Below are 19,910 nucleotides of genomic sequence, written 5' to 3' on the forward strand. Positions count from 1 at the left end.
AAATCTTAAATGAGACCAGGGCTATGGATAGAATGAATCGCCAACCTATCCACTGGGCAAAGGATAATTATCCCCATTCACCTAATGCAAAAACTTAACCGGACATTACTGAATGTAAGACATTTAATAGAATAAAAAAGGGACCGAGACTCTCTTTGTCACAAAAGAGGCTCACCGATCCCTTTGAGTGGCAGACTGGAGGATTGCAGAGAAGAATGAGGCGGATTCGAGGAGTTCCCTGAGAACCGGGAGGATTCCCCCCTGCGCCGGATCGATTTCGATCTCGTCCCCCTCATCGAAAATATGATTTACACCCGGGGCCAGGATGGGTTAGAGGCCAGGGCGATACAGTTGCGAAAATAGATCCTTGCCATGGATTCGCAGAGCACGTAACGGATGCCCGGTTCTTTGAGCACCGCCGTGGCCTGTTCTCTGCTGGAACCGCAGCCGAAATTATCCCCGGCAACGATGACATCCCCCTCCTTTACGGTCCTTTTTACCGGTCGGAAGGGACGTTTCGAATCTGACAAGGACCTAAACTGAGCGTTTCAAAATTTTGAAACCCTTCGGGATTTCCGATTTTACCGGATCTGCTGCGTTGCGCTTCGGATTCCGTCATTGCGGCGTACTGATATGTACGGCTCATTCCTGAATCCTCGCGCGCCGCTCAATTTAGGTTGTGCTAACTTACCCGGAGACTGGGTCTTGTATGCTGCTTCTGTTCGTCGGCTCATAGCTTTGCACTCAGACTTCCTTCAGACACCGTCTCACGGCGACGCCCTTGTCTTCGGCTAGTATTTTGGTTTGTATATTCACTATATTAACCGGATTCACATACAGGGGACTTTCACCCCATAAGTTCACGCCCATGCCGGGCGTACACAATGCCGTCAAGGTACACATAGGGAAAGTCGCCCTTGATCGGCCGATTGCGCCACTGCTCAATGCGTTGGTAAATCTTCTTGTTCAGATTGCTGACGGTCCCGGGACTGACCCGGGTTCCCCACAGGGCCTGGGTGATGTCCTCAACGCGCCGGACCGAAACCCCGGCCAGGTACATCTCGATCAGCGCCTCTTCCACCGACGACTCACGGCGCTTGTATCGCTCGATAATGGCCGTCTCGAATTTTTGCTGTCGCAGCTTGGGCACGTTCAGCGTCACCTCGCCGGCCTTGCTCTGAAGCCTTCGCTGGTAGTGCCCGGCTCGCGTGTCGCGGCGGGATTCGGTCCGTTCGTAACGAGCAGCGTTGCAGAGTTGGTCAGCTTCCGCGTCCAGAAGCTTGTTGAGCGTTTCTTCAACCGTTCCCCGGACCATCTCCCCAAGATGCTGCTGGATCTGCTCTTCATCGATCTGGATGACTTTGCTGAGCTTCTTCGGCACACTGTCTGACATGGTGGCCTCCTTCCCTGGTTAAACGGTTTGTGACTCAGCTGCCATTTAACCATATCGAGGCCACCGCCTCAAAATGTGCGAAAAATTTTATACGTTATCTTTTTGTGACCGAGAGCATGGTTTACAGGACAGCAGGACTTCTGGATATGAAAAGTAGGGAGGCCGGAGGGAGGCGGGAGAGGGCCTACTGGGTCCCGATAAAGAAGGGTCTGAACTGGTCTTCGCTCCAGGCCAAGGCCCGGTCGATCTCGGCGAGGAGCCTTTCCCTGTCCCGGGGGATCTCCCCATCGAGATTGATGTAGTTGGTGTAGTGATCGCTTGTGAGTCTGCAACGGCAAGAGAGCCTCTCCAGGAGGTCACGGGTCTCTTCCAGCACCTGGTGGGGAGAGAGGAGACGAAATCGCCCTTTCCTGATCTGGTGCAAGAGCAGCGTGTTGATCTTCGGGACCAGGGTCCGGAGCCTCACGAAGTCAGGGCCGATGGCGTTCAGGGCCTCGGCTGTGGCCTTTGCGTGTTCCCGGGTCCGCTCCACGCCGCCCAGTCCCAGGATCACGTATTCGCTCAGTTCCATTCCCGCTTCCTTGACCCGGCGGCCGGCCAGGATCTGTTCCGCCCGGTCCGTCCCCTTCTTGACCCTCCTCAACACCTCGTCGTCCCCGCTTTCCAGCCCCACGTGAATCCGGGTGAGACCGGCCTCCCGGAGCATTTCGAGCTCCCCGGGGCCTTTCATGGCTATGTACCTGGAAGAACCGTAAACGGTGATCCTCTCGAGAAAAGGGAACTGCTTCCTGGCGAACCGGCAGATCCGGGCGAGATCCCGGGAAGGCATGGCTATGGTGTTGCCCGCGGGGAAAAAGAGGGTGCGAACCTGCTCCCCGTAAATCTCCCGGGCCTCCCGGAGGTCCTCGCAGATATCCTCCACGGGCCGGATCCTGAAGGGCGGGCCCTTCTTGTAGATCATGCAGAAGGTACATTTGTTGTGGGGGCACCCCACCGTGGCCTGTATGAGCAGGCTGTCGGCCTCGCTCGGGGGCCTGTAGATAGGGCCTTCATATCTCATGATCCTTCCCGTTCTCTTCCCGGGTGGGTTTACTTCCGAATTTCAAGGATTCCTGCCGTGGCCGCCAGGTACGGTCTTCTGAAAGGATATGAAGGACTTCCCAGCCTCTCTCTTCGAGGCTTCGGGCAATCTGGAGCCGGTGGCATTTCCAGGGCAGTCTCTCGGCGCAAACCAGGGTCGTCACCGAAGTTACGGCCGTCCTTTCAACCATCTCCAGGCCCTGTAGATAGGATAGCTTCGTCATGTAAGCCCGATAGCCCTCTTCCCGGAATCCCCCGAGGGCCTCACCGAGCCACCGGTAACCGAATCCCTCTGCCCGGAGAGCCTGTTCCAGGGATGTGCGGTCGAACCATGGATAGCGCTTGCTGGAAGGAAACCTCCTGACATCAATAAGCTCGGCAATGTGAAAGACCCTCAGCAACCCGAGGAATTCCTCCAAAGTCCGATCGCTGGTTCCGATTGTATAAATAATTCTGGGGGTCTCCATGAACCTTGCCCGGCATCCACTCCGCCGCTCATCATAGTCTTTTCAGTAACTGGTTCGCGGCCGTCAGCATCGGGTCCCAGACGGGGCTGAAGGGAGGAGCATAGGCGAGGTCGCACTGGCTGAACTCCTCAACGGTCATTCCCTTGTGAAGGGCCACCGCGGGTGCGTTGATGCGATGGGCTGCCCCTTCACGGCCTACCATCTGAACTCCCAGGAGGCGGCCCGTCTTCCCGTCTCCCACCATCTGTACGCCGAGAGGCGTGTTTCCGGGATGGGCATGGGCCCTGGAACGGGCGGTAATCACGATCTCAACAGGATCGAAGCCCGCTTTTGCGGCCTCCGCCACGCTGAGGCCAGTCCGAGCCACCTGGAGGCCGAAGACCTTGAAAACTGCCGTTCCCACTACACCCTGGAGCTTGACGTCCTTGCCCGCGACGTTGTCAGCCACGGCCCACCCCGCCCTATTGGCCCGAAGTGCCAGGGGAATCCACACCCTCTCTCCCGTCACGACGTGAAAGGCATCGGCGCAGTCCCCTGCCGCATAAATATCCTCGTTGGAAGTCCGAAGCGACCGATCAACGGCAATGGACCGGTGGGGACCGAGTTTGAGGCCCGCCTCTTCCGCCAGTCCGCTGTTGGGCTTCACCCCCACGGCCACGAGCACCATCTGGCCTTCCAATTCGAGGTCCGGGCAGAGGACTTTGAGTCCCGAAGCGGTTTTTTCTATCTGCAGAATCTCGTGTCCCGCGTGGATCCCCGCACCGTTGGCCTCCACTTCCTCTTTCACCGTCTCCGCCAACTTTCGGTTCATCCAGGGGAGGAAGACAGGCCGGGGTTTTACCATGTCGACCTCGATCCCGTTGGCCCTCAGAGACTCGCACATTTCAAGAGCGATATACCCCATGCCGATGATGACCGCCCTTTTCACCTCCTGCTCCCTGATGTATCCCTTGATCCGCCTCCCGTGCTCCAGACTCTTGAGGGTGAAAACACCTGGGGAATCGAACCCGGGCCGATCCGGAAGGATCGGGGAGGCCCCGGTGGCGATCAGGAGCTTGTCATAGCGAAGTTCCAGCTCCTGTCCCTCCGCCCCCACGCAGGCCACGGTCTTGCCGGCGGGGTCCAGGGCCACCGCCCTGTGCCCCGTCCTCAGGTCGATGCCCTGCTTTTCACGGAACACCCGGGCCTGGCGCACCACGAGGTCATCGATTTCCCGGCCGGGATCTGCGATATTGTACGGCATTCCGCAGGCGCTGTAAGACACGTCCATGGTCTGCTCCAGAACCGTAACCTCCATTTCGGGCCGATTTCGCTTGGCACGGCTCGCTGCGCTCATGCCGGCCGCATCTCCTCCGATGATCAGGAATTTCATGAAAGTCCCTCCCTTGATAAATCCATGAATAATTGCAACCGCCGGGAACCCGGTCCCCGGGGATAGAAGTCACCGGCGGCGGATCCTTTCTCAGGCCTTGAGCCTGTAAGCGGAAAAAAGATCCTCCGTCCCGGCCCATTCTGTCGGTTTCCCATGGAAAAAGCAATACTTTTGCTTGAGTTCACCATGCCCTTTCGGGTATTTATCTGGAGACTCCAAAGTCTTGACCCTATAGAATATATCTCTTACGGAGGTTATCATGGCGGATTCAAAGCTGGACCTTTCGGGGAAGACCGTATTGATCACCGGCGGGAGCCGCGGCCTGGGGAAAGCCATCGCCCTGGCGATGGCCGGGCAGGGAGCGAAGATTGCCGTTTGCGGAAGAAAGCAGGAAGCCCTGGACGAGGCCCTGAAGGAATTCGAGGAGGCGGGGTTCGACGCCATGGGATACCGGGCAGATGTGGGAAAATCGGACCAGGTGAAGGCCCTTTTCGAGGCCGTGATCGACCGTTGCGGGGGGTTGGACATCCTCGTGAACAATGTCGGCACTAATGTCTTCACTCCCTCCGTGGCGGAGGCCGAAGAAGGGCTCTGGGACAAGATGATGCAGACCACCCTCAAGAGCGCCTTCCTCACCAGCGCCCGGGCCGCCGGAATCATGAAGGAGAGGGGAGGAGGCAAGATCATCAATATCAGCTCCATCGCGGCGCGCAAAGCCGCCCCCGGGATGGGCCTTTACTGCATTGCCAAGGCCGGGCTCGAGATGCTCACCCGGGTGCTGGCCGCTGAGCTTGCCCGGGACGGCATCCGGGTCAACGCCGTGGCCCCTGGAATGGTCAGGACCCAGTTCAGCCGCCCTCTCTGGAGCAACGAGGCCATGCTGAAGGAGTACCTGAAGGGCGTTCCCTTGGGCCGGATTGCGGAAACGGAGGACGTCGTGGGTGCGGTCCTGTTCCTGGCCTCCCCCCTCTCGGACTATATAACAGGCGAAATCATCACGGTTGACGGCGGAAGCTCGGCCTGAGGGTCAGCCCGGAAGCCGCCCCACCCACGCGGTGGTGGAGGGCGATGAAGATGCAGGAGAAGCCTCATTTTGGAGCGTTTCATGGCTGAAGAGAATCGATTTTTGAGAAACATCGGGATCAGCGCCCACATCGATTCGGGGAAGACCACCCTGACCGAAAGGATCCTCTATTACACCAAAAGGATCCACGCTGTGCATGAGGTCAGGGGAAAAGACGGGGTAGGCGCTACCATGGATTCCATGGAACTGGAAAGAGAGCGGGGGATCACCATCTCCTCCGCCGCCACCTACTGCGAGTGGAAAGGGCACCGCATCAACATCATCGACACGCCGGGCCACGTGGACTTCACCATCGAGGTGGAACGCGCCCTCAGGGTCCTGGACGGGTCCATCCTGGTCCTTTGCGCCGTGGGCGGCGTCCAGTCCCAGTCCATCACCGTGGACAGGCAGATGAACCGTTACGGGGTCCCCCGCCTGGCCTTCATAAATAAGTGCGATCGTTCGGGGGCTGATCCCGTCCGGGTCCTCCGGCAGCTCAGGGAAAAGCTGAACCAGAATGCCGTGCTCATGGAGATCCCTATCGGCCTGGAGGGAAAATTCAGGGGGGTCGTGGACCTCGTCTCCATGAAGGCCTATACCTTCGAGGGGCCCTTCGGAGAAGAGGTCGTGCAGGGAGAGATTCCCTCACGGCTCCTGGATGAGGCGAGGGCGGCAAGGGAGGAACTGCTCGATGCCGCCTCCCTGTTCTCCGACGAACTCATGGAGGCCGTTCTTGAGGACCGAGTCACGGAGGCGCTCGTACACGAGGCGGTCAGGAAAGGGACCATAGCAAGGAAACTGACACCCGTTTTTCTGGGTTCCGCTTACAAGAACATCGGGGTCCAGCCCCTCCTGGACGGCGTCGCCAGGTATCTCCCCTCCCCTTCCGAGGTCGAAAACACGGCCCTGGACCTTGACAATGGCGAGAAAGAGGTATCCCTTTCCTCGGATCCCCGGGATCCCTTCCTGGGGTTGGCCTTCAAGCTGGAGATCACCCCTTACGGCCAACTCACCTATCTCAGGATCTACCAGGGACGAATCGCCAAGGGCAGCGACCTCGTGAACACTCGGAACCGTAAGAGGATCAAGGTCGGCAGGCTCGTCCGTATGCATGCGGACAAGATGGAAGACATCGAGAGCGCGGAGGCCGGAGACATCGTGGCCCTCTTCGGGGTGGACTGCTATTCCGGGGACACTTTCACGGATGGGCGACTGAACTATTCCATGAGTTCCATGTTCGTGCCGGAACCAGTGATCTCCCTCTCGGTGACCCCCAAGGACGGAAAGGCCAGTGACCGGATGGCTAAGGCCATCCACAGGTTTTCAAAGGAGGACCCCACCTTCCGGTCTTACGTGAACCCGGAATCCGGTGAGACCATCATCTCCGGCATGGGTGAACTCCACCTGGAGGTCTACGTTGAGCGCATGCGGCGGGAATTCCAGGCGGAGGTGGAGACCGGTATCCCCCAGGTGGCTTACCGGGAGGCCATATCCCAGAGGGCCGAGTTCAATTATACCCACAAAAAACAAACAGGGGGGGCGGGGCAATTCGGCCGTGTGGCCGGGTTCATGGAACCCTCCCCTGATGGAACCTATGAGTTCGTCAACCAGGTCAAGGGAGGGGTGATTCCCTCCGAATTCATCCCAGCGGTGGACAAGGGGTTTCAGTCCTGTCTCAAAAAAGGCCTTCTCATGGAATTCCCCGTGCTCGGCATGAAAGTGACCGTCAACGACGGGCAACATCACCCCGTGGATTCCTCCGAAAGGGCCTTCGCGGCGGCGGCGGTAGGGGCCTTCAGGCAGGCCTACCCTAAGGCTAAACCCATCATCCTGGAACCCGTGATGAAGATCTCCATAGAGTGTCCTTCCGAGTACCAGGGCCCTGCCATGGCCTCGCTCAACCAGCGGAGGGGGTTGATCACGAGTTCCACGGAGGACGGGACCTTCACCACCATTGAGGCCGAGGTGCCCCTTGCCGAGATGTTCGGCTACGCCACGGTTCTCCGTTCCTTGACAAAGGGGAAGGGGGAATTCACCATGGAGTTTTCCCGTTACGCAAAGGTCCCCGAATCCGTGGCGGAAAGGCTGAAGGCAGAGGTGCAGGCCAGGAAAAGGAGGGGGAAAAAATGATCAAGGATTTCATCAAGCACAGTCCGCTGAAGATCCTTGAAAAATCGGCCCAGAAGGGCCTTGGAAGAGGGAACCTCGGGGTTCTCCTGGCCCGGGCCGGGGTCGGGAAAACGGCCTGCCTGATCCATATCGCCCTGGACCGGATCTTTCAGGGAAACAGGCTGGTTCACATCTCCCTCGAGGACGTCCCTGAGAAAATCACCTCTTACTACGGTGTTATCTTCAATGAGCTGGTAAAAGCCCTTGAAATGGAAGACGAACAGGACCTCCGAATGATTCTGGAACGCAACCGTATGATCCTCGCCTACGTCAACCGGAGCTTCGACCTGCTCCGTCTTCGCGCGGGTCTGGACAACCTGGCGGATAAAATCGATTTTCCCCCGGACACCTTGATCGTGGACGGCCTCGACTTTCCTTCCACGGGGAGGGAGGTCTTCGAAGGGTTCAAGGCCCTGGCAGAGGATTACGGGGTGGAGGTCTGGTTTTCAGCCCTATCCCACAGGCATATCGGGCATGTCAACGAGCGGGGTGTACCTTATCCTTGTAATCACCTGGATGATCTCTTCCATATCATCCTTCATCTCGAGCCGACCCCCATGGGCCTCTTCCTGAATCTCCTGAAGGACCACGAAGGGCCGGTAAGAAAGCAAAGCCGTATACGGCTGGACCCCAGCACCTTCTTAAGCATGGAGGAATGAGAGGGGCTCCTTCCGCTCCTAGGCATCAACGTTTGCCCGTCCGCCTTCCGCATCGAGGAAGGGGATGAAAAAGATGAGGAGCATGCCCGGCACGGAAGCCACGAAGCTGATCCCGAAAAAATATCCATAGCCCAGCCACCCCGCCAGGAAACCACTCACCACCCCTGAAAGTACCCCGCTGATGTTCATGAGTCCCGTTCCGATGGCAAAGTGGGCTGCCTTGAATTCGCTGAGGCAGGTGCGCATGAGATAGGTCGCCAAAACGGAGGTTCCGAGTCCGCCTGCGAACTGGTCGAAGGCATGGACGACCGCGACCAAAAACAGGTTGAAATTCCCGATGAAAAGGACATGTTCGGCCCCCGTATTGATCCGCACGTAAGGGGCCAGATAAAGGGCGAGACCCATGTAGACCAGGTTGGTCAGGTTCTGGGCCAGAAGAAAAGGCCACAGGGTCTTCCTGAGGCTGTAGCGGGAGATCATCCACCCCCCGATCATGGCCCCCAGGATGGAAAAGGGCAGGCCGATGCCCCCGGAGATCCATCCATAATGGACCTTGATTCCCAGGTCCACCATGAAGGGTGAGGCCATCGAAGCAAGCATGGACTCCCCGGTTCGCATGAGGATGATGAAAGCGAGGGCCGCCCCCATCTTCTCCCGGTCCATGTAAGCCAGAAACGCCCTGGAATAAAAAGAATCACGGTCCCTCAGGAACAATCCCTTGATCCGTTCCTTGAAAAGGGTCAGAAGGATGAGGGCGAGCAGGAGGCCGATGCCGACCCATCCTGCGAAACGGATCTTTTTCAGAACCGGAAAGGCCGATTTAAGGCTCCCGTACCAGGGAAGGGAGAAGACCCACCAACCCGCCGTCGTGAGGGCGGCCAAGGCCAAGAGAGTCAGGACGGGCCGCACGCGCAGGAAGCCCTTGATCAGCTCACCAAAAGGGGCCTTTTCCGTCTCGACCCGTGGCAGAAACAGGATGTGGTAGGTGAAAAGGAGTGCCAGCAGGAGACCTGCGCAAAGGAAGCCGGTGGTCCAATCGATCCGGGCCCCGATGGTTATGATCACACCTGTCCCCGTCATCATGGCGATCCGGTAAGCCATGACACGGTATCCCACGAACTTGGCCTGCCCTTTCCGGTCGAGGGCCTCCATGTAATAGCCGTCGATCGCGATGTCATGGGTAGCGGCCACGAATGCTCCAACAAAAAAAAGGCCGGCGATCAGGCTCACCCCTGCAGGGGCGCCGGCGAAAAAGGCCGCCAGAATCACCATGGCGACCAGGAGGGCCTGCATGATGAGCATCCAGCGCCGCTTGGTGGCGTAACGATCGACCTGGGGACCCCAGAGAAATTTAAGGACCCAGGGCAGTCCGAAAAGGGAGGTCAGGCCGATGGCCTCGAGGCTCACTCGCATGTCCCTGAAAAAAACGGAAGAGATGATGCGGATGACGGTATAGGGAAAGCCCTCGGCGAAATAGGTCGTAAAGGCCCAGACATAGGGGGTTTGGAAGAATCGCCGCCCCTCTTTCCCGGAAGGATCACCCTTTCCCGAGGGAGGGACCGATGAAGGCGTTGCCATAGTGTTCGTCTCCTTTTTGTCCGGAAGGGGCTCCTGCTTCCCGGCAGGCTCCCAATATACATCATTACCCCTTCCCTGTTCAACCCATCCTCCGGGAGCGAAATCCCCCGATCCCCCTGCCCCCGGAGGAGGTCGGTTTACGGATTCTTTCACCCCTTGCGGCAGTAAAGTACAACTGCGCGGTCTATGCCTTGCATCTTTTCGGCAAACTCGAGGATTGCAAGATGCGGGTTCAAGAATGCATCCATTCATGCCGATTGATTTGAAGTCTCCATTCTGGTATGTGTGAAATTGCATGCTGCTGAAAGGCATTCCGGAAAGAGGCCTGTTCTTCCATCATCTTGAAAGGTATGCCCGGGAACGGGGAAAGGAAAGTAAAGATTGCCATGAAAATAGGGCGAAACGATCCCTGCCCTTGCGGCAGCGGGCTCAAATACAAGAAGTGCTGCATGGAGAAGGACGCGAAGAGAAACCAAAATCTCAAGGAGGCCTATTTTCGCAAGTACAGTATCCGCCTCAAGGAACCCAGAGAGGTGGAAGGGATCCGGCGGGCGGGGAAGCTCGCCCTTGACACCCTGGACCTTGTGGAAAAACATCTATGTTCGGGCATGACCACCGACGACATCAATACCCTTGTTCACGAGTTCACCGTCCGGAACGGGGCGGTGCCCGCCCCTCTTAATTACCGCGGCTATCCCAAAAGCGTCTGCGTTTCGGTCAACGAGGTCATCTGCCACGGTATCCCGGGGGAAAGGGTCCTTAGGGACGGAGATATCGTGAACGTGGACGTAACCCCCATCCTGAACGGCTATTACGCCGATGTGAGCAAGACATTTTTTGTGGGAAGACCGAGCAGGGACGCATTTAAGATCGTGAGTGTGGCAAGGGCCTGCCTCAAGGCCGGTATGGCGATGGTGAAACCCGGGAACCGGGTGGGAGACATCGGCTGGGCCATCCAGCGCTACGCCGAACGCCATGGGTGCTCGGTTGTCAGGGAATTCGTGGGTCACGGCGTGGGGATCGAGTTTCACGAGGCACCCCAGATCCCCCATTACGGGCAAAAGGGAAAGGGGCTCCTGCTGGTTCCGGGCATGGTCTTCACCATCGAACCCATGATAAACTTAGGCGGGAAAGAGCTTCATATCCTATCGGACAACTGGACGGCCGTGACCGACGATGGGTCCCTGTCGGCCCAGTTCGAACAGACCATCCTCGTCACCGAAAACGGTTACGAAAGCCTGACCCCCTATGATCTGGACGCCCCTCTTCTGGAAGAAGGGACCGTCTCCTGAGCTTTCCCCGTCACCGGAGATTCCCCATCCAAACCCTGATTTCCTACCGGGGAAGGCGAGTCCTTTTCCACTTAACCGAGAGATCCGCCGACCATGGAGCAGCCCTTTCAGCGTATCCTTGAACGGGCCCGGGAACTGGGTTTCATTGCCGCCGGGTTCACCAGGCCGGGCAGACCCTTGTTTTTCAAGGAGTTCAAGGCCTGGCTCCGGGCCGGAATGCAGGGTGGGATGAGCTGGCTTGAAAATCGCCTGTACCTGCGGGAAGATCCTTCCCGGCTCCTCGAAGGGTGCAGGACCATCATCTGCCTCGCCTTTCCCTACCCTTCCAAGGCACCCTCCACGCCCGAGGGCTACACGGTCTCCAGATATGCCCAGCCCTTCGAGGAAGATTACCACCGCAGGCTCAGGCGCAAAGGCAGGGAACTCGTGCTTTTCCTTGAGACGATCTTCGAGGGTTCCCGGTCGAGGATCTGCGTTGATTCCGCTCCCCTCATGGAAAGAAGTTTCGCCTACAGCGCTGGACTGGGGTTCATCGGGAAAAACAACGCCCTGATCGTCCCCGGACACGGCTCCTGGGTCTACCTTGCGGAAATCCTCACCACCGCTGACATCGCTTTTCCCGCCGTGGACCCGCTCAAGCCGCGTTGCGGCACCTGTTCCAGATGTATCGAGGCCTGCCCCACGGGTGCACTTGAGGCCCCCAACCGGATCAACGCATCCAGATGCCTTTCCTACCTGTCGATCGAATACAAGGGAGAAATCCCCCCTGAATACGGGGAAAAAATGGGGCGTTGTTTCTTTGGGTGCGACCGGTGCCAGGAAGTCTGCCCTTTCAATGAAGGAGGGGTTTCGGGAATCCCCTCACTCCCCCCCATCCGGGAATGGCTTGAGATGACCGAAAAGGCCTTCCAGGCGCGGTTCGGCCCCTCGGCCCTCTCCAGGGTTTCATTATCGAAGCTTAAGGGAAATATCCAAGTCCTGACCCGCAGGAAAAACCTGGGACACAACAACGGTGACGGATTATGAAGCTCCCCCGCTGCAGGCAGCGGGGTATCCTGGCTGAAGCGAATGAAAAATTTTTCCACTCTCCTATCCCACTCCATTACCCATTTTGAGAAGACCCTTACCTATTCCATACTTCCTCTGGGTCTGTTCATAGGTTTTAAAACCTGATCCCCTCCTTCCCTCTCTATCGGTTATCTTGTTGATATAAAAGAATAATTCAAAAAAAAGCAAAAAACATCTCCATCCCCTGTTTGTCCCTGGCACGGCCGTTGCTTTTTTTTAAGGCAAGACCATGGAACAGGAAAGGAAATAGCGGAATGAAAAAATCAGTTCTTTTTTCCATCATTGTCATTCTGGTTGTATCGATTTTACCTCTCCGGGCCAGTGCAGTGCCCATCCTCTTTGGGGACCATGTCAACCAATGGGCTCCCCATTTCGGCGACAAGCCCGGGATTGAATACTACGGCACCCCGAATATCACCGGTGGAGTGGTGGATGTCAGGAACGATGGGACCCTTGGAAGCGTGACCATTTCAATGACCAACATGTCCAAGCACTGGTACCTGCTCGAACCCGGCTCCCTTTTCATCGATGCCGAGGCAGACGGCGTCTGGGATTACCTGGTTGACACAGCCCCGTCGGTCATCGACGGAAGCGACACAGCGGGCACCTATGATCTCTACCGGATTACCCAGCCCTTCGATGATCCCAACACCAACGGCAATTACAAGATGTCCTACACTTTGAGGAGTGCCCGCATCCGGAACGGTGCTCCGGTCAGCATGAAAGATTCATACCTATCAGGGCTTACGGCAGGAACAGCCTATTTTTCCGGCTGGCCTGGAAGCGTGGGGCAAGGGGATTCCATCTCGATCACTTACTCGATGTTTTCCTTCGACATTCTCCTTGGGGAACAATTCACTATCTCATGGATGCCCACTTGCGCAAACGACGTGGTTCTGGAAACCATGTCCCGGCCCGTTCCCGAACCGGCAAGTCTGCTGCTCCTGGGTACCGGGATGGTGTGCCTGGCCGGCATCGGAAGGAGGAGGATCAAGGCGAAAAAGTAGGGCCACCCCCGAATTTCCAAGGAGGCGACAAGCTTCCGTACACCCCGAAACCCTGCCGGGTCCCGTGGAACAGCGCGGGGGCCGGCGGGAATCTCCCAATATATTTCATCATTTTTCTTCATTGAACTTCTTGACTTCCCCTTTTTCGCATCTATTTTATCTTAACCCGGGATGAATAAGGGTTCGAGGTACCCCCTTCCATACTGAATTGACAAACCTTTATTGACCCGGGCGATCTCCTGCCCATGTATAATTCTCATTCACTTTCCGAGGTGAACACATGCTATCCAAAAAAAAGTTACAGTATTTCAAAAAAATCCTCGAGGAACAGTTGAATGATCTACTGGAACAGGACGAAAAGACCCTCAGCGGAATTTCGGATTTCAGGGAGGAGTCTCCCGATTTCGTGGATCAGGCGTCCGCGGAATCACACACGGATTTCACCCTGCATATCAAGGAGAGGGAGAACCGGTTGATCCTGAAGATCAAGGAGGCCTTGAACCGGATCGATAATGGGACCTTCGGGATATGCGAAGTCTGCGGGGAGAAAATATCCGAAAAACGCCTGGAGGCCCGCCCTGTGACGACCCTCTGTATCGAGTGCAAGAAGCGGCAAGAGATGGATGAGAAATTGCGGGGAATTTAGCAGGCTGTTGAAAAACATAGCAAGCGCAGCAGCTTTTCAACAGCCTGGTAGAAAAGCCCGCTCTTCGGGCGGGAACGGGCTTCTTTGGTTCCGTAATGCAGCGGCGTCAGGGGCCTGCCACCTTCCGGCCGAGATTGAGGGCTTCCTGGAGAGTTTCGGGATTCTCTTCCACCGCCGTCTTTTTTTCAAGCCTCCTGAAAAAAATCCCCCCTTCATACTGCATGTCGAGGGCGTCGTAAAAATACTTTGCCGTAAGCTGGGCACCTTCGAAAAGATTTTTCCCACGGGTTGCACCCACGGCGATGAGATACCCCCTTCCCCCCTCGTAAACCCGGAGAGATCCGCGGGGCTTCTTGAGCATGCGTTTATTCCAGAGGGCTTGGCACCTGTCGATCAGGGCCTTGGCCTGGGCGGTCAGGCCGTAGAAAAATATCGGTGAGGCCAGGAAGATCGCTTCCGCCTCCTCCAGCAGGGGGTAGACCTCCTGCATGTCGTCCTTCACTATGCATTTTCCGGTCTTGTCGCAACCCCCGCATTCCAGGCACCCTGACATCTTCAGGTCCCGGCAGTAGACCCGCGTGATTTCGGCCCCCCTCGACGCGGCCCCTTCCAGGGCTTCGTCCAGGAGCCGGTCGCTGTTTCCGCCTTTCCTCGGACTTCCATAAATGCCCAGCACCTTCATGTTATTCCCTTTCGTGATATCATTCAGGTAGTGCCCGTCCACAAGCAAATTAAGGGCCCAAGAGCCGAGAGGTCAAGAGGAAATGCGTAGAGGCCGGCTTAATTCTACAACCATCACTCGGCCACTTGAACCCCTGGATCCTTGAACCCTATCAAAAACAGAGAGGTCGGGAAGATCAAGGAGCGAGAACATCTCCTATTCTTTTCAGGAGGTTTACGGCCGCTTCCTTAAGAGCCTCGCTCACGGAATGATCCAGGTGTGGGGCGATCTTTGCGCACTCAACGATGGATCCTCCCTTCTCCTCGTACTCGCCACGGATGCCTTCATTCAGAAGAACCCGGCCTTGCCCGTCAACAAACCTCACCCACAAAACGACCTCTGTCCGCTCGATGCAGGACCCCGCAAAAGGACAGGAGATGGTGGGGTTAAAGGTGTCCAACCGGAGGAATATCGCCCCTTTCATACCTCTTTCCTCAAGGGCGCCCGGCGGGGGGAACTCCCGTTCCAGGACTATCTCGTCAAACCGATACCGCAAAGTGTTGATCAGGAGATGGGCGAAGGCGTTTCCAACCCTTACGGGGAAATCATGGGCACCGCAAGTCTGTGAGGACGGCCGTACGTCGGCCTGAAGGCTCCTCAAAGGGGGATCGATTACAAGAATGTACCTGCCCGGGATTCGTTCGGCCTCAGGGTTGATGAACCGAATGACGGGAAAGATCGGATGGGTGAGGGTCCCGGAGGCGGAGCACCCGAAAACCAGGAGAAACAGGGAGGCTGCCGCCAGTCCTGGAAGGATGAATCTCCGGACCCGGTTTATTCCAATCGAGCTGAAATTCCCTGGGTTCATTTTGTCTGATCCCCGAAAGGCTTGTAGCCTGAACATACACGTAAAGCCAACCTGAAATCAGTATAGGCCAGCCTTCCCTCGGGGGTCAAGGGGTTCGGATTTTTGAGTCTGCCCGGAAACGTTGCCTTCTGTTCGGGGCCTCAGGCCCTGGCTTCCCTTCTATCTCCTCCAGGGGTCTTCCCTTGAAATAGATTTTCTCGGGGGAAGCCAGGGCGCCGGGAAGCTCCTCCGGGCCGCCACGGATCACAATAAAGGTGGCCTCCCATCCGGCTGCAAGCCTTCCTACTTTTCCCTGGTACCCGCAAAGGGCTGCCCCTTGTTCCGTCGCGCACCGGATCGCTTCCTCCAGGGGATATCCAGCCCTCATCAGCAGCCTGATCTCCTCCTGAACGGCCGTGCCATGATGGACGCCCGGGCTGCCTGCATCCGTTCCCACCGCCAGGGAGACACCCCATTCCCTGGCGAGCCTGATCTGCTCGAGCTGATGGTCGAGGTAACGCCTTGCCGCTTCCGCCTCCCGGCTCCCGGGAGGAAGGATTCGGGCATAGGCTTCCATGGTAAAGACCGTCGGGACCCAGGTGATCCCCCTGTCGGCCATCCTACGGAGGTTGTCCCGCCCCATCAGGAAACCGTGCTCAATGGAATCACACCCTGCATCCAGGGCCTCCCGGACCGGTCCGGGTCCATTGGCATGGACCATGGTCCGGAGGCCCAGCCCCCTGGCCGCCTCGATCGCCCTTTTAAGCTCGGAGGCCGGGAACTGGGACGGTGTTTCCTTTCCAAAGGCGGAGAGGCTGTTGATGCCGGAATGGACTATCTTCACCACCTCAGCGCCATCCCGTGTCTCCCTGATTGATGCAGCCAGGGTCCGGCCTTTAAGGGGCGGACGCCCCACCAGACGGCCATAACGCCCTGCCGCGTGCCACCCCTTTCCCGCAGCAACGAGCCGGATGGGCGGATCGGAAGGCAAAAGGACTTCCCGCTTGAAACGAAGGGCGTATCCCCCATAGTCTCCCCCATCCCTCAGGATCAGCACACCGTGGGCGATATGGTCATGGATGTGGTGCTCCACAACAGCGGCGGCTTCCCTAAAAGAAAACCGGAGTTGATGGCGGCGGATATCGGAATCCGCGCTTCCTGAAAGCAGGAGATGCACATGGGCGTCAACGAGGGCCGGGAGGAGCGTAAAGCGGGTGAGGTCCCCGGGCGACTCCCGGAGGAACTTTCCCCGCGGGGGGAAGATACCCCGAAGGCGGTCCCCTTCGATTTCCAGGATCATGTTTCTCTTGGGAGTGTTTCCGGTACCGTCAACGATCCATCCGACATGGAGGCTGCGTAATGCCATCAATGTGATTTTCTTCTTGAATTTTGAAACGTTATAGTTTATTAAGATATCTTGACCAGGCAGAGAGGTGTGATATCCGCTTCCGGATACACCACACGCTTTGGAACAGCGGCAATTGGGCAAAAGAGGGTGTTTTTAAAAGTCTCGCAGGGGCATTGCCGATGGAGCAGGTACTACTCCTCAACATTACTTACGAACCCCTGAAAATCATCAACTGGAAAAAGGCCATTACCTTGCTCTGTCTCGGTAAGGTCGAAGTGATCGAGGAGTACGACCATGAGATCCGATCCGTAAGTTTTTCCATCAAGTTGCCGGCCGTTGTCCGCCTTCTCAAGTTGATCAAGCGGCCTAAGAGCCCCATCAAGTTCTCCCGCCAAAACATTTACTCCCGCGACCGCTATACCTGCCAGTATTGTGGAAAGCGATTTTCCACCGAGGAACTCACTTACGACCACGTCCTCCCAAAATCCCGGGGCGGCAAAACCGTTTGGGAAAACATCGTGACCTGTTGCGTGGATTGCAACCGGAAGAAGGGAGGGCGCACGCCGGAAGAGGCCTCCATGAGACTCATCAGGAAACCCACCCGGCCTTCCTGGGTCCCGGCCCTCAGGATCACCATCGGGTTCAATAAGGTCCCGGAAACCTGGCGGGACTACCTTTACTGGACCGTTGAACTCGTGGAATAGCTTCCCTGCGGGCATGTTCCCCAAAAAAGACTTACGGCAGGGCCGCGGCTATCTTTTCCGCCGTCTTTTGAATGGCTTCCATGTCACCAGGCTTGAGTTCCCAGCGGGTAACTGGGAGTTCCGGTGCATCCGCCATTCTCGGCATGAGGTGGAGGTGATAGTGCATCACCACCTGGTTGACGCCTCGCCCGTTCAGTTGAAGCACCGCCACGCCTTCAGGATTCAAGGCCTTCCGGATCCCCTGGACCAGCTTTTTCGAGGCGAGGTGAATTGCCGCCAGATCCTCTGTTGGGATTTCCCACAGGTTTTCAGCATGTTTCTTGGGGATGATGAGGGTGTGGCCTTCGGATATGGGGTTGATATCCGCAAAAGCCAGGACCCTGTCGTCTTCATAGACCTTGAAGCAAGGGACCTCGCCCTTTACGATCTTGCAGAAAATGCACTCTTCCATGCCTTCCTCCTTTCCTCTTTAGGCTCTTCTCCCCGCACCCCCGGGCCGACGAAACGGGAACCCTTCATGTGGGTCTGCCGTTTTCACGGGAAAAGAATCTTAGTATGAATCATTTTCAGTGTCGAGGGATTTCTCCCTATACCTTTCTCCCTCTGGGAGTAGGATGAATTGCGTTTGCCTCTCCATCCCCCTTTTGCTATTCTTATTTCTCCCCGGGGCACAAGGAGAACTCTTCCAGACCGGGCATGCCGGATGCGGGAAGGGTAGTTGCCCCAGGATCTTTGAGACCTTTTTTTGTTTGGGGTACTGAAAGATGCAGGAAGACAACCTCCCCGATTTCCAAGGCAAGCTGGTGGTCCTTTATCTTTCCGACGCGCCCAAATCCATTCAGGACGGTGTGCTGCTGGAATACGCATCCTTTCAACGATACGGGGGAAGACTCTTCGTCGTGGGCCGCGTTCCCGAGATCGAGGGGGAGAGCATGGACTGGATCGCCAACCTTCAAGGGGGCGCGGCCTGGGACTCGGTCACCTTCTACCTCCTCTTCAACTCAAGGGAAGAATACCTCAACCGCGTATCCACGGTAAGGCCCCCTTTCTGGCGGCGGTTTTTCGAATGAAGCTCCCCGCTGCGTGGCCTCCGTGAAGGCCGGGAAAATCCTTGACATGCCTTCTTTCCCACACTGGCGGATGGAACGGAGGGCGGGATCGAACCGGGATCCGTTACTTTCGACATCTGCCGTGACGGGGATCACCTCCCATATTGAGGAGCGATTGATTGACCGCCCTTGAAAGACTTGAGAATTTGCGTTCCGGCCGTATGGATCTCATCAGGCACCTGGAGGAGTTATGCGGCCGGATCGAGCGTCTGGATCCCGAAATCCATGCCCTGGTGCCGGGTACGGCTCGCAGGGATCGCATCATGGAAGAGGCCGGACGCCTGCTGGAAAGATTCAGGGACCCGGCCCAAAGGCCCCCGCTTTTCGGACTCACCCTGGGCGTTAAGGACATCTTCCGGGTGACGGATCTTCCCACCCGTTGCGGCTCATCCCTCCCCTCCCGCCTCTTTGAAGGCCCGGAGGCCGAGTGCGTGACACGGCTCAGGAAGGCGGGGGCCATCATCATGGGAAAAACAGTGACCACCGAATTCGCGGGATTCGAACCAGGGCCGACCCGAAATCCCCGAAACCCCCTTCACACCCCTGGAGGCTCCAGCAGCGGTTCCGCGGCGGGGGTGGCGATGGGCCTTTTCGCCGCGGCCCTTGGGACCCAAACAGTGGGATCCATCACCCGTCCCGCGGCCTATTGCGGTGTCATCGGTTTCAAGCCCACCTCGGGGCGTATCCCGAACCGGGGCCTGATCCCTTACGCACCCAACCTGGACCAGGTGGGCTTCTTTGTCGAGGACCTGAGCATTCTTCCCGGGGTCTCCTCTTCCCTCCTGGATGGGTGGCGGGACATCCCGCAGCATACAAACCCCTCGTCCCTCCTTTTGGGGATTCCGCAAGGCCCTTATCTGGAACAGGCATGTCCTGAAGAGCGAAGGCACTTCGAATATCTCATCTCTCTTTTCGAGGGGGCAGGATTTTCAATCCGCCGTTACCCCCTTTTTCGTGACATCCGGGAAATCAACGAGCTTCATGGGACCCTATCCAGGGCCGAGTTCGCCAGGGTCCATGCCGGATGGTTTTCAAAATACCGGCACCTTTACCGCCCAAGGACTTTGAAGGACATAGAAAAGGGCCAAAAAATGGATGACCGGGAGCTTGGTGAACTCAGGGCCCGACGGGAAAAATTGAGGAGGAGCCTGCTGGATGCCATGGATGAATCGGGTGTGGATTTTTGGCTCACCCCTTCAGCGACCCAAAGGGCCCCGAGGGGGCTGAGTTCCACCGGGAGCCCGCTCATGAATCTCCCCTGGACCTTCCTGGGCCTCCCCACCCTTTCCCTCCCGGCATCTCTTGACCGGGAGGGCCTTCCCCACGGGCTCCAGGTTGTGGGAAGGCTCGGCAGAGACGAAATCCTGGTTGCAGCGGCCCCAAGGATCGCCGCTCTATTGAGCAATCGTCTTTAGCTTCCACAACTCCTTGCCATTCCTATTCCTTA

At 57.4% G+C, this 19,910-nt stretch carries 19 protein-coding genes and 1 pseudogene; 10 read left to right on the top strand and 10 right to left on the bottom strand.

The window, feature by feature from the left end:
- Positions 1 to 308 precede the first annotated feature (308 nt).
- The 5 genes and pseudogenes from JRF57_06115 to JRF57_06135 form a co-directional block, all read right to left on the bottom strand.
- The gene (locus JRF57_06115; GenBank protein ID MBW2303274.1) at positions 309 to 530 is read right to left on the bottom strand and encodes a hypothetical protein; all 222 of its coding nucleotides are present in this window, start codon (positions 528 to 530) and stop codon (positions 309 to 311) included.
- 350 nt (positions 531 to 880) lie between these two features.
- Positions 881 to 1,393 (bottom strand): annotated as a pseudogene (locus JRF57_06120) (transposase).
- A 184-nt stretch (positions 1,394 to 1,577) separates the two neighbouring features.
- A complete protein-coding gene (locus tag JRF57_06125; GenBank protein MBW2303275.1) occupies positions 1,578 to 2,453 on the bottom strand; it encodes a radical SAM protein in 876 nt (291 codons plus the stop codon).
- Positions 2,443 to 2,940, bottom strand: coding sequence for a DUF488 domain-containing protein (locus JRF57_06130; GenBank protein ID MBW2303276.1), 498 nt, complete (start codon positions 2,938 to 2,940; stop codon positions 2,443 to 2,445). Before JRF57_06130 ends, JRF57_06125 begins: the two co-directional genes overlap by 11 nt.
- A gap of 31 nt (positions 2,941 to 2,971) precedes the next feature.
- A complete protein-coding gene (locus JRF57_06135) occupies positions 2,972 to 4,312 on the bottom strand; it encodes an FAD-dependent oxidoreductase (protein MBW2303277.1) in 1,341 nt (446 codons plus the stop codon).
- A 259-nt stretch (positions 4,313 to 4,571) separates the two neighbouring features.
- Between JRF57_06135 and JRF57_06140 the strand changes: the two genes are divergently transcribed.
- From JRF57_06140 to JRF57_06150, 3 genes are all read left to right on the top strand, one after another.
- Complete coding sequence (locus JRF57_06140; GenBank protein ID MBW2303278.1) at positions 4,572 to 5,336, top strand: SDR family oxidoreductase; 765 nt, start codon at positions 4,572 to 4,574, stop codon at positions 5,334 to 5,336.
- 81 nt (positions 5,337 to 5,417) lie between these two features.
- Entirely contained in the window at positions 5,418 to 7,505 is a 2,088-nt protein-coding gene (locus JRF57_06145; GenBank protein ID MBW2303279.1) for an elongation factor G, read from the top strand.
- On the top strand, positions 7,502 to 8,203 hold the full coding sequence (locus tag JRF57_06150; GenBank protein ID MBW2303280.1) for a hypothetical protein: 702 nt from the start codon (positions 7,502 to 7,504) through the stop codon (positions 8,201 to 8,203). The genes JRF57_06145 and JRF57_06150 overlap by 4 nt, the downstream gene beginning before the upstream one ends.
- Positions 8,204 to 8,221: 18 nt before the next feature.
- Here JRF57_06150 and JRF57_06155 read toward each other — a convergent pair whose 3' ends face one another.
- Positions 8,222 to 9,781: an MFS transporter gene (locus tag JRF57_06155; protein MBW2303281.1), complete on the bottom strand. Its 1,560-nt coding sequence runs from the start codon at positions 9,779 to 9,781 to the stop codon at positions 8,222 to 8,224.
- Positions 9,782 to 10,131: 350 nt separating this feature from the next.
- Between JRF57_06155 and map the strand changes: the two genes are divergently transcribed.
- The 4 genes from map (at position 10,132) to dksA (ending at position 13,794) form a co-directional block, all read left to right on the top strand.
- A complete protein-coding gene (gene map / locus JRF57_06160) occupies positions 10,132 to 11,073 on the top strand; it encodes a type I methionyl aminopeptidase (protein MBW2303282.1) in 942 nt (313 codons plus the stop codon).
- 93 nt (positions 11,074 to 11,166) lie between these two features.
- Positions 11,167 to 12,099, top strand: coding sequence for a tRNA epoxyqueuosine(34) reductase QueG (gene queG / locus JRF57_06165; protein ID MBW2303283.1), 933 nt, complete (start codon positions 11,167 to 11,169; stop codon positions 12,097 to 12,099).
- 296 nt (positions 12,100 to 12,395) lie between these two features.
- Positions 12,396 to 13,148: a PEP-CTERM sorting domain-containing protein gene (locus JRF57_06170; GenBank protein ID MBW2303284.1), complete on the top strand. Its 753-nt coding sequence runs from the start codon at positions 12,396 to 12,398 to the stop codon at positions 13,146 to 13,148.
- A 280-nt stretch (positions 13,149 to 13,428) separates the two neighbouring features.
- A complete protein-coding gene (gene dksA / locus JRF57_06175) occupies positions 13,429 to 13,794 on the top strand; it encodes an RNA polymerase-binding protein DksA (protein ID MBW2303285.1) in 366 nt (121 codons plus the stop codon).
- A 106-nt stretch (positions 13,795 to 13,900) separates the two neighbouring features.
- On the opposite strand, the gene JRF57_06180 is transcribed toward dksA, so the two are convergent.
- The 3 genes from JRF57_06180 to JRF57_06190 form a co-directional block, all read right to left on the bottom strand.
- On the bottom strand, positions 13,901 to 14,476 hold the full coding sequence (locus JRF57_06180; GenBank protein ID MBW2303286.1) for a flavodoxin family protein: 576 nt from the start codon (positions 14,474 to 14,476) through the stop codon (positions 13,901 to 13,903).
- 175 nt (positions 14,477 to 14,651) lie between these two features.
- Positions 14,652 to 15,323 (bottom strand): hypothetical protein, encoded by a 672-nt coding sequence (locus tag JRF57_06185; GenBank protein ID MBW2303287.1) that lies wholly within the window; start codon positions 15,321 to 15,323, stop codon positions 14,652 to 14,654.
- An 85-nt stretch (positions 15,324 to 15,408) separates the two neighbouring features.
- Complete coding sequence (locus JRF57_06190; GenBank protein ID MBW2303288.1) at positions 15,409 to 16,668, bottom strand: amidohydrolase family protein; 1,260 nt, start codon at positions 16,666 to 16,668, stop codon at positions 15,409 to 15,411.
- Positions 16,669 to 16,829: 161 nt separating this feature from the next.
- On the opposite strand from JRF57_06190, the gene JRF57_06195 reads away from it, so the two are divergent.
- Positions 16,830 to 17,354 (top strand): HNH endonuclease, encoded by a 525-nt coding sequence (locus tag JRF57_06195; protein MBW2303289.1) that lies wholly within the window; start codon positions 16,830 to 16,832, stop codon positions 17,352 to 17,354.
- Positions 17,355 to 17,385: 31 nt separating this feature from the next.
- Here JRF57_06195 and JRF57_06200 read toward each other — a convergent pair whose 3' ends face one another.
- Positions 17,386 to 17,805, bottom strand: coding sequence for an HIT family protein (locus tag JRF57_06200; GenBank protein MBW2303290.1), 420 nt, complete (start codon positions 17,803 to 17,805; stop codon positions 17,386 to 17,388).
- A gap of 313 nt (positions 17,806 to 18,118) precedes the next feature.
- Here JRF57_06200 and JRF57_06205 point away from each other — a divergent pair, with 313 nt between their 5' ends.
- Together JRF57_06205 and JRF57_06210 are read left to right on the top strand one after the other, a co-directional pair.
- Positions 18,119 to 18,424 carry a hypothetical protein gene (locus JRF57_06205; GenBank protein ID MBW2303291.1) on the top strand — a complete coding sequence of 102 codons (306 nt, stop codon included), beginning with the start codon at positions 18,119 to 18,121 and terminating at the stop codon, positions 18,422 to 18,424.
- Between the two features lie 158 nt (positions 18,425 to 18,582).
- The gene (locus tag JRF57_06210; GenBank protein ID MBW2303292.1) at positions 18,583 to 19,878 is read left to right on the top strand and encodes an amidase; all 1,296 of its coding nucleotides are present in this window, start codon (positions 18,583 to 18,585) and stop codon (positions 19,876 to 19,878) included.
- Positions 19,879 to 19,910 lie beyond the last annotated feature (32 nt).

The sequence above is a fragment of the Deltaproteobacteria bacterium genome (assembly GCA_019310525.1).
Classification (GTDB): Bacteria; Desulfobacterota; DSM-4660; order Desulfatiglandales; family HGW-15; genus JAFDEE01.

Coding starts and splice junctions, on each gene's coding strand:
- JRF57_06150 (MBW2303280.1), top strand. CDS start 7,502: ATGATCAAGGATTTCATCAAGCACAGTCCGCTGAAGATCCTTGAAAAA.
- JRF57_06195 (MBW2303289.1), top strand. CDS start 16,830: ATGGAGCAGGTACTACTCCTCAACATTACTTACGAACCCCTGAAAATC.
- JRF57_06200 (MBW2303290.1), bottom strand. CDS start 17,805: ATGGAAGAGTGCATTTTCTGCAAGATCGTAAAGGGCGAGGTCCCTTGC.
- JRF57_06125 (MBW2303275.1), bottom strand. CDS start 2,453: ATGAGATATGAAGGCCCTATCTACAGGCCCCCGAGCGAGGCCGACAGC.
- JRF57_06135 (MBW2303277.1), bottom strand. CDS start 4,312: ATGAAATTCCTGATCATCGGAGGAGATGCGGCCGGCATGAGCGCAGCG.
- queG (MBW2303283.1), top strand. CDS start 11,167: ATGGAGCAGCCCTTTCAGCGTATCCTTGAACGGGCCCGGGAACTGGGT.
- JRF57_06130 (MBW2303276.1), bottom strand. CDS start 2,940: ATGGAGACCCCCAGAATTATTTATACAATCGGAACCAGCGATCGGACT.
- JRF57_06185 (MBW2303287.1), bottom strand. CDS start 15,323: ATGAACCCAGGGAATTTCAGCTCGATTGGAATAAACCGGGTCCGGAGA.
- JRF57_06145 (MBW2303279.1), top strand. CDS start 5,418: ATGGCTGAAGAGAATCGATTTTTGAGAAACATCGGGATCAGCGCCCAC.
- JRF57_06170 (MBW2303284.1), top strand. CDS start 12,396: ATGAAAAAATCAGTTCTTTTTTCCATCATTGTCATTCTGGTTGTATCG.
- JRF57_06140 (MBW2303278.1), top strand. CDS start 4,572: ATGGCGGATTCAAAGCTGGACCTTTCGGGGAAGACCGTATTGATCACC.
- JRF57_06190 (MBW2303288.1), bottom strand. CDS start 16,668: ATGGCATTACGCAGCCTCCATGTCGGATGGATCGTTGACGGTACCGGA.
- JRF57_06180 (MBW2303286.1), bottom strand. CDS start 14,476: ATGAAGGTGCTGGGCATTTATGGAAGTCCGAGGAAAGGCGGAAACAGC.
- JRF57_06155 (MBW2303281.1), bottom strand. CDS start 9,781: ATGGCAACGCCTTCATCGGTCCCTCCCTCGGGAAAGGGTGATCCTTCC.
- map (MBW2303282.1), top strand. CDS start 10,132: ATGCCCGGGAACGGGGAAAGGAAAGTAAAGATTGCCATGAAAATAGGG.
- JRF57_06205 (MBW2303291.1), top strand. CDS start 18,119: ATGCAGGAAGACAACCTCCCCGATTTCCAAGGCAAGCTGGTGGTCCTT.
- dksA (MBW2303285.1), top strand. CDS start 13,429: ATGCTATCCAAAAAAAAGTTACAGTATTTCAAAAAAATCCTCGAGGAA.